Raw genomic sequence first — 13,557 nt, 5'->3', positions numbered from 1 at the left:
GACCCGGATAAAGAAAACACCGAGGCCGTGCGAGCCGGCTGCCGCACAGCGCGCTTGCGGCGGGGCGCGCGCACATCATGCGGCGCATCTATAAGCGTTATAGAGCGCATTGCGTCGACGTCCGAAATTGTCGTTCCTAGACTCGGCCCGTTTTTGATCGGCAGCGTTGGCCCTTCGCGGCGAACGCGCTTCACCTCACGCGGCGCGACGCCGACCGGCGCCGAAATATCTACGGGACGACGACGATGAACCAACCGAACGGGCGGGCCGACCGGCTTGCCGTACCGCTTGCCGCGCTGCTTGCCTGCGCGGCGCTGCCCGCATTCGCACAATCGAGCGTGACGCTCTACGGCCGTGTCGACACCGCGATCGAATACGCGAACGCCGGGCCGAACCACGTGACGCGCATGGGCAGCGGCAACCTGTTCGCATCGCAGTGGGGGCTGAAGGGCGTCGAGGATCTCGGCGGCGGCTACGCGACGATCTTCAAGCTGGAAGATGGCTTCAACGCGGGAAGCGGCGCGCTGTCGAACAGCAGCGCGCTGTTCGGTCGCGAGGCATGGGTCGGCATCACGGGGCCGTTCGGCGGCGTGCAGTTCGGCGAGCTTTACACGATCCTGCACACGACGCTCGTCACCTACAGCCTGCCGGGCCTCGGCGCGGGGCTCGCGTGGGGCAACGCGACGAACAACTTCGTCGGGCCCGCGTTCCTGCGCGTGCGTAACTCGATGCGCTACACGTCGCCGCGCTACGCTGGCTTCATGCTGCGGGCGATGGCCGCGCGCGGCACCAACGGCGCGGCCGGGCAGCCGGCGACGCTCGGCGATACATACGGCGCCGGGCTCAACTACGTACGCGGCGGCCTGTCGATCGACATCGACTACATGCAGCAGAAGTTCAGTCCGGTGGCCGCCTCCACGCTTGGCGACACGAGCCCGGCCGCGAACGGCAACTACACGCTCGGTGCGATTTCGTACGATTTCAGCGTCGTGAAGGTGGCCGCGCTGTACATGCGGCATCGCGGCGGCCCCGACGTTGCGACCGCGATCGACAGCCAGAGCGCGTATCCGCACAGCGACATCATGGAGCTGAGCGCGACGGTGCCGATCGGGCGCGCGTCGCTGCTGCTGAGTGTCGGCCATTACCGCAAGGTCGCGGACAGCGACGGCAACGCCGATTCGTACGGCATCCGCTTCGACTATCCGCTGTCGAAGCGCACGGTGCTGTACACGGGCGCCGCGATGGTGCGCAACGGCGCGCATGCGCGCTTCGTCGTGAACGGTGCGGCGGGCGGCGGCGTCGCGGTCGCCAAGCCGGGCGCGACCGCCAGTTCGATCGTCGCGGGCATCCTCACGTCGTTCTGACCGTTTCGGCCGCCCCGCGCGCGTATGCGTGCCCGCTTGCGTCGCTACGCGCAGGCGGGCGGCTGCGGCGCGAGCCATGCGTCGAACGGCGCCAGCTCGCCGATGTTGAACAGTTCGAGCAGCAGCGCACGCAGCCAGCGATGGCCGGGGTCGGCGTCGAAGCGCCGGTGCCAGTACGCGTTGACGGCCCATTCGCCCGCACCGGCGATCTCGTACAGTGCGCAGGGCTGCCGTGCCGCGAACGTGATCGCGATCGTCTCCGGCAGGATCAGCGCATAGTCGCCGTCCTGCAGCAGCGCGGGCACCACCATGAAGTCGGGCAGCGCCGCGCGCACGCGCGGCATCAGCCCGTGCCGTTCCAGCAACTGCATCGATTGCGGATGCGACGTGACTGCGACGAAGCGCAGCGTGTCGGGGGCGTCGCCATCGAGCACGTAGTCGTCGGGCAGCGCGACGCGCTGCGCGGTGCGGCGCGGCATCAGCAGCACGCAGCGCTCGTGCAGCAGCGCGGCGCGCTGGAAGTGGCTCGACGCGTCGGCGAAATGCCCGAGCGCGAAATCGATGCGCCCCGATTCGAGCGCGACGTTGAGCTGGCATTCGTCGACGTGCAGCGTCTCGATCACGGCGCCCGGCGCGCGGTGGTCGAATGCGGCGAGCAGCGTCGGCAGGAACGCGCTCGCCGCGAAATCGCTCATGTGCAGGCGGAACACGCGCTGCGTGCTGTCGGGCGTGAAGCGCGAACCTTCGTCGAGCACGTGCTGCAGGATCGCGAGCGCCTTGTCGACCGACAGCGCGAGCCGCTGCGCGCGCGGTGTCGGCTCGACGCCGGTGCCCGTGCGCACGAACAGCGCGTCACGGAACATCAGCCGCAGCCGGCCGAGCGCATAGCTGACGGATGGCTGCGTGACGCCGAGCCGCAGCGCCGCGCGGCCGACGTGCCGCTCCTCGTACACAGCGCGAAACGTCTTCAGCAAGTTGAGATCGAGATCCTGCACGCGCAGTTCGGACGGGTCGCTGTCGTGCGGCGCGGATTCGGCGCGGGCGGGGGCCGCCGGGCGGCCGGTTGCGGAGTGCGTCATCGGGGTTGCCTCGCGGTGACGGAAGGCGCGTGGCCGTAACGCCGCGCATACGCCTTCGCGAAATGGCCGAAGCCATGAATGCCGTGCGCGATCAGCACGTCGGTCACGCTGCGCGCGTCGCCGCGCTGCAGCGCCGCGTGCACGGCGGCGAGCCGGCGCTCGCGCACGTACGCGGCCGGCGTGGTGTGCAGGAATGCGCGGAACGCGTGCTGCAGCGTGCGCGGCGCGACACCTGCGACGGCTGCGAGCGCGGCGAGTGCGAGCGGTTCGCCGAGGTGCGCATCGACGTGATCGCACGCGCGGCGCACGTGCGCCGGCAGCGGCGGTGTGCCGCGCACGAGCGCATCGCTGTACGAATGCGGCAGGTGCGTGAGCAGCAGCGACATCAGCCACGCGGTGAGGTCGGCGCCGAAAGTCGTCGCGGCTGCACCGATGCCCGGCTGCGCGCCGAGCCGGCACAGGTATTCGAAGGTCGGCAGCAGCAGCGCGGCGCCCGCGCCGGCACCGCCGGCCGCGAGATCGAACTGCAGCGGCCGCGTGAGCGTGGCCCGCAGCATGTCCTGCAGCTTGCGTTCGAGCGCGCCGCGTTCGAGCCGCAGCACGAGGTTGCGGCAATCGGGGCTCGTGCTCAGGCGGCTTGCGAGCGCGGGCGACGACACGGTCAGCTCGCCGGGGCCGGCGCGCGCGACGACGCTGCCGGCCTGCAGCTCGCAGGCGCCGGCGAGCGTCAGCCTGAACAGGAAGTGATCGGCATCGCCGCCGAAATCGATGCGCGTTTCGCGGCCGTAGCAGAGTTCGAGCAGCGCGCCGTGATGCAGCGGCACTTCGTACAGCTCCGCATGGAACGGATCTCGGCCGCGCGCGGCCATCCGGTGCGGCCCGAGCCGGTGCGCGACCGCGCGTTCGACCTCGTCGGGGGCGTGCAGCGTGCCGAGCCGGTTCGGCGCATGGCGGGACAGGGCGATATCCATTCACGGACCTCGTAGCGGATGCGGGTGCGCGGCGGTCTGCGCACCGCCGCGATTGCGTTGCGCGAACGGGCGTGCCGTTGCGCGTTTTGAAGCGACGCGGCGCAGGCGGCCGCGTAGTCTCGGAAGTACTCAATCACCGGGAGAAGACGATGAAGGTATGTGTTCTGGGCGGCGGCCACGGCTGCCATGCGGCGGCGATCGACCTGCTCGAGAAGGGCCACGACGTGACGTGGTGGCGGCGCGACCGCGAGCCGCATGCGCGGCTGCGCGAGCTCGGCGTGCTGAACGTGACCGACTATCGCGGCAAGCGCGCGGTGCCGCTCGGCGATGCGCCGGGTGCCATCCGCCTGACCGGCGATCTCGCAGCCGCGTTGCGCGGTGCGCAGCTCGTCGTGGTGCCGCTGCCTTCCACGTCGCACGACGCACTCGCCGCGCAGGTTGCGCCTTTGCTGGAGGACGGCCAGGTCGTCTTCCTGCCGCCCGGCACGTTCGGCAGCTTCGTGTTCGCGCAGGCGGCGTCCGATGCCGGCAACCGTTCGCGCGTCGCATTCGCCGAGACGGGCACGCTGCCGTACCTGGTGCGCAAGCATGGCGACAATGACGTCGTGATCAGCGCGTATGCGACGCGCTTGCCGACCGGGGTATTTCCGGCGAATGCGGCCGGCTGGGCGTTCGACGTGCTGCGTGTGGGCTATCCGTCGGTCGAGCCGGTCGAGGATGCGCTGTCCGGCGCGCTGATGAACGCGGGCCCCGTGATTCATCCGCCGCTGATCCTGATGAACGCCGGGCCGCTCGAACACTTCGACGCATGGGACATCCACAACGAAGGCACGCAGCCGTCGATTCGCCGCGTGACGAACGCGCTCGACGCCGAACGCATCGCGGTGCGCGAAGCGCTCGGCTACCGCGCGCCGCATTTCCCGCTCGCGGATCACTACGCGGCGGAAGGCGACGAATGGATGTACGGGCGCGGCGCGCACGGCAAGCTGACCGATAGCGGCGACTGGCGCGAGAAGATCGATCTGCGCACCCATCGCTACATGCTCGAGGACACCCGGCTCGGGCTGTCGTTCATCGTGTCGTGCGGGCGCTGGGCCGGCGTGCCGACGCCGGTTGCGCAGGGGCTGCTGAGCATCGCGAGCGCGGTTGCGGTGCGCGACCTGTATGCGGAAGGGCGCACGCTGGAGCGGCTTGGGATCGCGGCGTTGTCGAAGGACGCGATGCGTGCGCTGCTCGACGCCGGATTCGCCAGCGTCGCGGGAGTTTCAGCATGAGCGCGGCCGCCGAGGGGACGCGCGTGCATGTGCTCGGTGCGGGGCGCATGGGGCAGGGGATCGCGCTCGTGTTCGCCTTTGCCGGGATCGACGTGACGCTGATCGACTTCAAGCGGCGCGATGCGGCTGGCCAAAGCGCCTTCGACGATCGCACGCGCGACGAGATCGCGAGGCCGTTGCACGCGCAGGTCGCGCTCGGCCGAATCGATGTCGCGCAGGCCGATGCGGCCGTCGCGCGCATCGCGATCGTTGCCCGGGACGGCGCTGCGGAGGCCGTGCGTGATGCAGACGTCGTGTTCGAGGCGCTGCCTGAAGTGCTCGATGCGAAGGCCGACGCGTTGCGCTGGCTCGGCGAGCATGTCGACGCGCACGCAACGATTGCGTCGACCACGTCGACGTTCGTCGTCACCGAATTGCAGCGCCATGTTGCGCACCCGGAACGGATGCTGAATGCGCACTGGCTGAATCCCGCGCTGCTGATGCCGCTGGTCGAGATCAGCCGCAGCGATGCAACCGACCAATCGGTGGTCGATGCGCTCGCCGCGCTGCTCGAACGCGTCGGCAAGAAGCCGGTGATCTGCGGGCCGGCGCCCGGCTACATCGTGCCGCGCATCCAGGCGCTCGCGATGAACGAAGCTGCGCGAATGGTCGAGGAGGGCGTCGCAAGCGCGGAGGATATCGATACGGCCATCCGCACGGGCTTCGGCCCGCGCTTCGCGGTGCTCGGGCTGCTCGAATTCATCGACTGGGGCGGCTGCGACATCCTGTACTACGCGTCGAAGTACCTGGCCGGCGAGATCGGCCCGCGCTTCGCGCCGGCCGCGAGCGTCGTGCGCAACATGGAAAGCGGGCGCGACGGCGTACGCACGGGCGCGGGCTTCCACGACTATGCGAACGTGGATGTGCCCGCGTACATGCGGCAGCGGCTCGGCGAATTCGCGCGGCTGCTCGATCATCTGGGACTGGCGCCGGTGTTCGACGGCGGGCGGCGCAACCAGGACGCGTAGCCCGGCCGTCGCGGCCGCGTGCGCTCGCGGTGCCGCGCAAGCGTGCATGTGGCACCGTGAACCGGCGTGTCGCTCACCCGGCGGCAAGGGCAGCGACACGGGCGTGACGGCCGGCGCGCGCCGCGCGCTCATGCCGTATCGCCGCGCGTGCCGGCGGCCGGCGTGGCACGCGTCTCGCGCATCACGCACAGCGTCGCGACGGTCACGAGGCCGAGCGCGATGAGGAACAGCGATACGGGCCACGACGCGTGATAGTGCGCGAGCAGCGCGGTCGCGATCAGCGGCGACATCCCGCCCGCGAAGATAGACGCGACTTCATGCCCGAGCGCGACGCCGGAGTACCGCACTTCGGTGCTGAACAGCTCGCCGACGAGAGCGGGCAGCGTGCCGATCATCGCGCCGTGGCTCACCGCCGTGCCGACCGTGAGCGCGAGCCATACGAGCGGCGTCGCGCGCGTGTCGAGCAGCCAGAAGAACGGGAACGCGCACGCGACGAGGCTCAGCGCGCCGATCAGGTACACGGGCTTGCGGCCGATCCGGTCGGACAGCCGGCCCCACGCGAGCATCGCGCCCATCTCGACGATCATCGCGATCATCACGCCGGTCAGCATCACGCCGTTCGGGATGCCGACGTATTTGCCGTAGACGAGCGAGAACGCGAGGAAGATGTACGCGCCGCCGTTCTCGGCCACGCGCAGCCCCATTGCGAGCAGGATTTCCTTCGGGTGGCGGCGGAGGCATTCGACGACCGGCAGGTGCGTGTGCGCGCCGCGCTTGCCGGCCTGCTCGAAGTCGCGGCTTTCCGGCAGATGGCGGCGGATATAGATGCCGATCGCGAAGATCACGATGCTCGCGAGGAACGGCAGCCGCCAGCCCCACGTGCGGAATGCGTCGTCCGGCAGCGCCTGCGCGGCGAGGAATGCAGCCGACGACAGCACGAAGCCGCCGCCCACGCCGAGCTGGCTCCACGCGGCGTAGTAGCCGCGTTGTTCGGGCGGCGCGTTCTCGCTGATCATCAGCACGCCGCCGCCCCATTCGCCGCCTGACGCGATGCCTTGCAGCAGGCGCAGCACGACGAGCGCGGCCGGCGCCCACACGCCGACCTGCGCATAGGTCGGCAGCAGGCCGATCGCGAAGGTCGATGCGCCCATGATCAGCAGCGTCCACACGAGCGATGCCTTGCGCCCGTAACGATCGCCGACGTGGCCGAACACGATCCCGCCGAGCGGCCGCGCGACGAAGCCGAGCGCGAAGGCCGCGAACGCGGCGAGGCTGCCCGCGAGCGGCGACGCGCCGGGCGGGAAGAACACGTGGCCGAACACGAGCGCCGCGGCCGTGCCGTACACGAAAAAGTCGTACCACTCCATCGCGTTGCCGGCGACGGAGGCGATGACGATCCGGCGCAGCTGCCGGTCGGCGAGCGGCCGGGCGGCGCTCGGGGATTGCACGGTGTCGGTCGGGTACATGGCGGACTCTGAAGGGGGAGGCAGGCGCGTGCCGTCTTTGCAGCACTGCGGGCTAGTGTTGTCGGCACCGTGCCCCCGGTCAAATCCGCAGAAAAAGGGGAGTGACATCACTCCCGCTGATGATGGTCGCGGCGCTCCTTCGCGCCTACCCCACGCTTTCCCGCAGCAGCGCGATCATCCGCTGCGCCAGCGGCGGCACGTACGCGCCTGCCCGGTGCATCGCGCCGATGCGCCGGTCCAGCTCGAGTTCGCCGGCCCGCAGGTCGAGCGCGCGCAACCCGCTCACCTGGTCGAGCGCATCCGTGCCGCCGACGCACAGCAGCGGCGTGCCGCGCAACAGCTGCAACAGCGACGTATTGCCGAAATCGGTCTCGATGCGTAGGCGCGGCGCGGGCAGGCCGCGTGCGCGGAATGCGTCGTCGATCCGGTGCCGCACGGGAATCGTCGCTTCCGGCAGCAGCCATTCCTGATCGGCGAGATCCGCGAGCGTGAGCCCGCGCTTGCGCTGCAGCGGGTGCGCGGCGTCGGCGAGCACCGCCAGCCGGTCGTCGAACAGTGCGATGGTGTCGAGCCCGGCGTCCTGCTGCTGCGGTTCGGGCGCGACGACGAGATCGAGCTCGCCGGCCGCGAGCAGGTCGAGCAGTTCGCGCGCGAGCCGGCAGCGCAGCCGCAGCCGCGCGGCCGGCCGTTCGCGGATCAGCTGTCGGCACGCACCGAGCACGAACGCATTGGGCACCGTCGGCGAGTAGCCGATTCGCACCACGCCCTGTTCGCCGCCGCGGATCGCGCGCATCTCCTGCATCGCGTCATCGAACTCGAGCGCGATCCGCTGTGCGCGCGCGACGAAGCGTGCGCCGGCCGGCGTCGGCGTCATCCCGTTCGCCGTGCGCTCGAACAACGTCACGCCGACTTGCGCCTCCAGCCGCTGCACGGCTTTCGTGAGCGCCGGCTGCGACAGCCCCAGCGCCTCGGCGGCCTTGCCGATACTGCCGTGCCGCTCGACGGCCAGCAGGTACTCCAGATCGCGCGTGTCCATCGGGGGATTCCTGTTGGTTATGACTTTATATCCGGTGATGCATTGTGGTGATGCCTGGGCATCTTACAGACTGGCGGCACTGTTCGACCAGGAGAATCGTTTTGAGCTTCGCCTACTTCCTGCGGCGCGCGGCCCGCTACTGGGGCAGCCAGCCCGCCGTGATCCACCGCGACCGCACCGTCACGTACCGCCAGCTCGACGAGCGCTCGACGCGGCTCGCGAATGCGCTGCGCGGCCTCGGCTTCGCACCCGGCACACGCATCGCCGTGCAGGCGCGCAACTGCATCGAGCTCGTCGAGATCGAATGCGCGCTTTACAAGGCCGGCCTCGTGAAAGCCGCGCTGAATCCGCGCTTCACGGCGGCTGAGGCCGCCGACGTCGTCGGCAACTGCGCACCCGCCGCGTTCATCGGCGGGCGCGGCTACACGGATTACACGCCCGATTCGCCGGGCTTCGCGTCGGTCGAGCGTTTCGTGTCGATCGGCGGCGCGGTGGCCGGCTATCTCGACTACGAAACGCTGCTCGCGAAGGGCAGCGATACGCCGCCCGACTATCAGCCGGCGCCGGACGATCTCGCCGTGCTGCATTTCTCGTCCGGCTCGACGGGGCGCATCAAGGCTGCGATGCAGAGCTACGGCAACCGCCTCGCATCGTTGCGCAAGATCGTGCTGGGGATGGACCGCCCCGCGCAGCCCGGCGACCGGCTCGCGCTGATCGGCCCGATCACGCATGCGTCCGGGATGCTGATGCAGCCGTACCTGTTCTGCGGCGCGACGCTCGTGCTGTTCGACGCGTTCGAGCCCGCGCATTTCCTCGCCGACGTTGCCCGCCAGCGCATCACGCACACGTTCATGGTGCCGGCGATGGTCAACATGCTGCTGAACGCGCCCGAGCTCGCGCAGGCCGACCTGCGCAGCCTGAAGGTGCTCGGCTACGGCGCGGCACCGATGGCGCCGGCGCGCATCGAGGAAGCGTGGGCGCGTATCGGCCCGGTGCTGTCGCAAGGCTATGGCGCGAGCGAATCGACGTCGGGTGTTACGCGGTTCGGCATCGCGGACCACGCGCACGCGCTGCTGCACGACCGCGAGCGGCTCGCGTCGTGCGGCCGGCCGCTCGGCGAAACCGAGGTGCGCGTGGTCGATGCCGACGGACGCGAAGTCGAGGGCGATGCGATCGGCGAGATCGTGATACGCGGCGCGGACGTGTTCCAGGGCTACTGGAATGCGCCGGAGCTGACGCGCGAGGTGCTGGTCGACGGGTGGCTGCACACGGGCGACCTCGCGCGCACCGATCGCGACGGCTTCATCTATCTGGTCGACCGCAAGCACGACATGATCATCTCGGGCGGCTTCAACGTGTATCCGACCGAAGTCGAAGCAGCGCTCTACCGGCACGAAGGCGTGCTCGAGGCGTGCGTGGTCGGCGTGCCCGACGACAAGTGGGGCGAGGCCGTGAAGGCCGTCGTCGTGCTGCGCGCCGGCCGTGAGGCGCACGCGAACGATCTCGTCGCGCATTGCCGCGCGCAGCTCGCCGACTACAAGCTGCCGCGCTCCATCGATTTCGTCGCCGAGCTGCCGAAGAACGCGAACGGCAAGATCGCCCGCAAGCTCGTGCGCGAGCAGTACTGGCGCGGTGTCGCGCGCCGCGTCAACTGACGGAACCCGCCATGTTCGATCATCTGCAACGCCCTGAATTCGTCGCGCTGCGCGCGGCCGTGCTGCGCTTCGTCGACGACGAACTGCGCCCGATCGAGCGCGAGCTGCGGCTCGACTCCGAAGGCGTGTGGCCGCGCGACGTGCTGCGCCGCGTCTGGCAACGCTCGGCCGCGCTCGGCTTCTATACCGCGAGCCTGCCCGCCGAGATCGGCGGACAGGGGCTGTCGATCGCCGAGGTGTGCGCGCTGAAGGCCGACCTCGCAGCGTGCGGCGCGGCGCTCGCGCCGCATGTGCTTGGCGAACTCGGCGGGCCGCCGCGCGTCGGCAACATGCTGAAGTACGCGACGCCCGCGCAGCTCGATCGCTATTTCAGGCCGGTGATGCGTGGCGAGAAATCGACGTGCTTCGCGCTGACCGAACCGCACTCGGGCTCGGACGCGATGAGCATCCGCACCACGGCGGTCGAGGACGGCGATGCGCTCGTGATCAACGGCACGAAGCATTACATCAGCGGCGCGCCGTTCGCCGATTTCGCGATCGTGATGTGCGTGACCGATGCGTCCGCGTCACCGCCGCAGATCACGGCCGTACTGGTCGATCTCGACCTGCCCGGCGTAAGCGTCGAGCATGAGTACGTGCCGATGTCCGGCCAGCACATCGACGCGGACATCCGCTTCGTCGACGTGCGCGTGCCGCGCGAGAACGTGTTCGGCGGGCTCGGCAACGGCTTCCGGCTCGGCATGTCGCGCATCAACGTGAACCGGTTGCTGCATTGCCCGACGATGCTCGGCCTCGCGATGTCGGCGTACCGGGCGTCGCTCGATTACGCGCGCACGCGCCGGCAGTTCGGCGGCCCGATCGCGCGGTTCCAGGCGATCCAGCACATGCTGGCCGACATGGCCGCCGCGTTGTGGGCATGCGAAAGCATGATCGCGCATACGGCCGCGCTCGCCGATGCAGGCGCCGACCTGCGGATGACGGCCGCTTCATGCAAGTTGTACGTGTCGGAGCGCTGCTTCGAGGTCGCGGACAAGGCCGTGCAGATTCACGGCAACGTCGGCGTCACGCGCGGCCATCCGGTCGAGCAGACGTTCCGCAAGCTGCGGATGTTCCGGATCCTGACGGGCACCAGCGAGATCCAGCGCAACACGATCGCGAAGGCGATTCTCGAACCGGCCGGCGCGGGAGGCGGCGCATGACGGCGCGCGACGACGCACGCGGCGCCTGGCCCGCCGCCGATGGCGACGCGCCGGCCTGGTCGTGCCTGCGCGGCGTGCGGATCGTCGATGCCGGTCAACTGCTGCCCGGCCCGCATGCGTGCTCGCTGCTGCGCCAACTCGGCGCCGACGTGATCAAGGTCGAGCCGCCGGGCGGCGACGCGCTGCGGCAGTTCGGCGCCGACACGTTCGCGCAGTTCAATCGCGGCAAGCGCTCGATCGTGCTCGACCTGAAGACGCCGGACGGACACGCACGCTTTCTCGATCTCGTGCGCGATGCCGATGCGGTGGTCGAAGGCAACCGGCCCGGTGTGATGGCGCGGCTCGGGCTGGGCTACGACGTGCTGGCGCGCGCGAACCCGCGCGTCGTGCTGTGCTCGATCACCGGCTACGGGCAGGACGGCCCGTATGCGAACCGTCCCGGCCACGACCTGAACTTCCTTGCCGACGCCGGTTACTGGTCGGTGCCCGCGCAGCTTCGCGACACCGTCGCACGGCCGCGGGTGCGGCTGGCCGATCACGCGGCCGCGCTGCACGCCGCGCTCGCGCTGGCGGTTGCCGTGATGAGCGCACGCGCGAGCGGGCGCGGCCAGCATCTCGACGTGTCGATCCACGACGCGATTTTCGCGTGGACCGCACCGGCCGCATGGGCGCTGCGCACCGGCCGCGATACGCAGGATACGGCGCGCTGGGTGATGCCCGACAACGACCTGTTCGAGACCGCCGATGGCCGGCACATCGTGCTCGCGACGCTCGAGGACAAGTTCTGGGCCGTGTTCGCCGATGCGCTCGGCGACGCGTATCCGGCGCTGCGCGAACCGCGCTTCGCGCAGCGTGCGGGCCGGCAGCAGCATCGGCACGCGCTTGGCGCGCTGCTGCGCGCGACCTTCGCGACGCGCACGCAGGGCGACTGGATGCGCGTGCTCGGCGCGCTCGGGCTGCCTGTGTCGCGCGTGGCCGACGCGGGTGCGGTATTCGACGATCCGCACGTGCGCGCACGCGGCGTCGCCCGCGAGGTGGCGGGCGACGGGTCGCTCGCGGTGCGCTTCCCGGTGAAATTCTCGCTCGGCCTGCCGGACGGCGACGACTGTGTGCCGGCGCCCGGCGAGCACGGTGGCGGATAGCGCGATACCACTGGACGCCGACGATAAATAAACAGGAGACAGCCATGACGAATGGTGCGCAGTACCGCCCCGGACGGGCGTGGTCGATCGCGACGATGCTCGCGCTGATGATGCTGGTGAATTTTCTCGACAAGGTCGTGCTCGGCCTCGTGTCGGTGCCGATGATGCGCGACCTGCATCTGAGCCCGACGCAGTTCGGCGTGATCGGCGGCAGCCTCAACTGGCTGTTCGCGGTCGCGGCGGTCGCGGGCGGTATCGCCGCGAACCGCTGGCCCGCGAAATGGCTGCTGTTCGCGATGGCGGCCGCATGGGCGCTGCTGCAACTGCCGATGCTCGTCGCAAGCTCGATCTGGGTCGTCATCGCGTGCCGCGTGCTGCTCGGTATCGGCGAAGGGCCCGCGTCGCCGGTCGCGACGCATGCGATCTACAAATGGTTTCCCGATACGCGGCGCAATCTCCCGGTCGCGCTGCTGCATCAGGGCAGCGCGCTCGGCCTGCTGATCGCGGGGCTCGCGATTCCGGTCGTCACGTCGCACTGGGGCTGGCGCGCGAACTTCGCGGTGCTGGCGCTGTTGGGGGCTGTGTGGTGCATCGCGTGGGCGGTGGTCGGCGAGGAGGGCACGCTGTCGCGCGGCCCGCGCGTGGGCCGTGGCGAACGCGTGCCGTACGGGCGGCTGCTGACCGATCGCACGGTGCTCGGCAACTTTCTCGGCCATTTCGCGGCGAACTGGATTCTCGCGATGACGCTCACGTGGATGCCGACCTACCTGCAGCTCGGGCTCGGTTTCGGGCCGCACGAGGCGGGGCGCATGTTCGCGCTGTTCGTCGCGGTCACGTCGCCGCTCAGTCTCGCGCTGGCATGGCTGTCGCAGACGTTGCTCGCGCGCGGCCTGCCGTCGCGACACGGGCGCGGCACGTTCATCGCCGTCACGCTCGCCGTCGCCGGCGCAATGCTGGCCATGCTGCCGGTGCCGGAGGTGCCGCGCACGGCGAAGCTCGTGCTGCTGACGCTCGGCAGCGGCCTGACGCTGACGATGTACTCGGTCGGCCCCGCGATGCTCGCCGAGGTGACGCCGGACGCGCAGCGCGGCGGCGTGCTCGCGCTCAGCAACGGCTTCGCGTCGCTTGCGGGCCTCGGCGCGCCGGTCGTCACCGGGATGCTGATCGAGGCGAGCGGCGCGTCGGTTGCGCGCGGCTTCGAACAGGCGAGCGTCGTGTGCGGCGTCGTGCTGATCATCTGTGGCGTGCTCGGTGCGTGGTGCCTCGATCCGCAGCGTTCGCTGCGGCGCCTCGCGGGCGACACGGAGCGCGCCGCGCCGCCGGTCGGCGCGTGCGGCCGCTAGCGCTTGCCGCGCCTATCGCAT

At 70.2% G+C, this 13,557-nt stretch carries 11 protein-coding genes; 7 read left to right on the top strand and 4 right to left on the bottom strand.

Going from position 1 to position 13,557, the window contains the following annotated elements; genetic code table 11:
- The first annotated feature begins 245 nt into the window (after nucleotides 1–245).
- The gene (locus tag BCO18175_RS02335) at nucleotides 246–1,364 is read left to right on the top strand and encodes a porin (RefSeq protein ID WP_174979174.1); all 1,119 of its coding nucleotides are present in this window, start codon (nucleotides 246–248) and stop codon (nucleotides 1,362–1,364) included.
- A gap of 44 nt (nucleotides 1,365–1,408) precedes the next feature.
- Here the strand turns inward: BCO18175_RS02335 and BCO18175_RS02330 are convergent, their stop codons facing one another.
- Nucleotides 1,409–2,443, bottom strand: a complete 1,035-nt coding sequence (locus BCO18175_RS02330) for a LysR family transcriptional regulator (protein WP_174979173.1) — start codon at nucleotides 2,441–2,443, stop codon at nucleotides 1,409–1,411.
- Entirely contained in the window at nucleotides 2,440–3,414 is a 975-nt protein-coding gene (locus BCO18175_RS02325) for an AraC family transcriptional regulator (RefSeq protein WP_174979172.1), read from the bottom strand. The genes BCO18175_RS02330 and BCO18175_RS02325 overlap by 4 nt, the downstream gene beginning before the upstream one ends.
- Before the next feature lie 149 nt (nucleotides 3,415–3,563).
- Here BCO18175_RS02325 and BCO18175_RS02320 point away from each other — a divergent pair, with 149 nt between their 5' ends.
- Both BCO18175_RS02320 and BCO18175_RS02315 read left to right on the top strand, forming a co-directional pair.
- Nucleotides 3,564–4,688: an NAD/NADP-dependent octopine/nopaline dehydrogenase family protein gene (locus BCO18175_RS02320; RefSeq protein WP_174979171.1), complete on the top strand. Its 1,125-nt coding sequence runs from the start codon at nucleotides 3,564–3,566 to the stop codon at nucleotides 4,686–4,688.
- Complete coding sequence (locus BCO18175_RS02315) at nucleotides 4,685–5,695, top strand: 3-hydroxybutyryl-CoA dehydrogenase (RefSeq protein WP_174979170.1); 1,011 nt, start codon at nucleotides 4,685–4,687, stop codon at nucleotides 5,693–5,695. Before BCO18175_RS02320 ends, BCO18175_RS02315 begins: the two co-directional genes overlap by 4 nt.
- Nucleotides 5,696–5,823: 128 nt before the next feature.
- Here the strand turns inward: BCO18175_RS02315 and BCO18175_RS02310 are convergent, their stop codons facing one another.
- On the bottom strand, nucleotides 5,824–7,161 hold the full coding sequence (locus BCO18175_RS02310) for an MFS transporter (protein ID WP_174979169.1): 1,338 nt from the start codon (nucleotides 7,159–7,161) through the stop codon (nucleotides 5,824–5,826).
- Between the two features lie 145 nt (nucleotides 7,162–7,306).
- Complete coding sequence (locus BCO18175_RS02305; RefSeq protein ID WP_174968163.1) at nucleotides 7,307–8,197, bottom strand: LysR family transcriptional regulator; 891 nt, start codon at nucleotides 8,195–8,197, stop codon at nucleotides 7,307–7,309.
- Nucleotides 8,198–8,298: 101 nt separating this feature from the next.
- On the opposite strand from BCO18175_RS02305, the gene BCO18175_RS02300 reads away from it, so the two are divergent.
- From BCO18175_RS02300 to BCO18175_RS02285, 4 genes are read left to right on the top strand one after another with little or no spacing between them, the layout of a single operon-like run.
- Nucleotides 8,299–9,852, top strand: coding sequence for an AMP-binding protein (locus tag BCO18175_RS02300; protein WP_174979168.1), 1,554 nt, complete (start codon nucleotides 8,299–8,301; stop codon nucleotides 9,850–9,852).
- A gap of 11 nt (nucleotides 9,853–9,863) precedes the next feature.
- Entirely contained in the window at nucleotides 9,864–11,051 is a 1,188-nt protein-coding gene (locus tag BCO18175_RS02295) for an acyl-CoA dehydrogenase family protein (RefSeq protein ID WP_174979167.1), read from the top strand.
- Nucleotides 11,048–12,193 (top strand): CaiB/BaiF CoA transferase family protein, encoded by a 1,146-nt coding sequence (locus BCO18175_RS02290; RefSeq protein WP_174979166.1) that lies wholly within the window; start codon nucleotides 11,048–11,050, stop codon nucleotides 12,191–12,193. Before BCO18175_RS02295 ends, BCO18175_RS02290 begins: the two co-directional genes overlap by 4 nt.
- Before the next feature lie 44 nt (nucleotides 12,194–12,237).
- Nucleotides 12,238–13,536: an MFS transporter gene (locus tag BCO18175_RS02285; protein ID WP_174979165.1), complete on the top strand. Its 1,299-nt coding sequence runs from the start codon at nucleotides 12,238–12,240 to the stop codon at nucleotides 13,534–13,536.
- Nucleotides 13,537–13,557 lie beyond the last annotated feature (21 nt).

The sequence above is a fragment of the Burkholderia lata genome (genome assembly GCF_902499335.1).
Taxonomy (GTDB): domain Bacteria; phylum Pseudomonadota; class Gammaproteobacteria; order Burkholderiales; family Burkholderiaceae; genus Burkholderia; species Burkholderia lata_B.
Note: the sequence above shows the minus strand (reverse complement) of the source record. Positions and strands in the feature narration are given on the sequence as shown.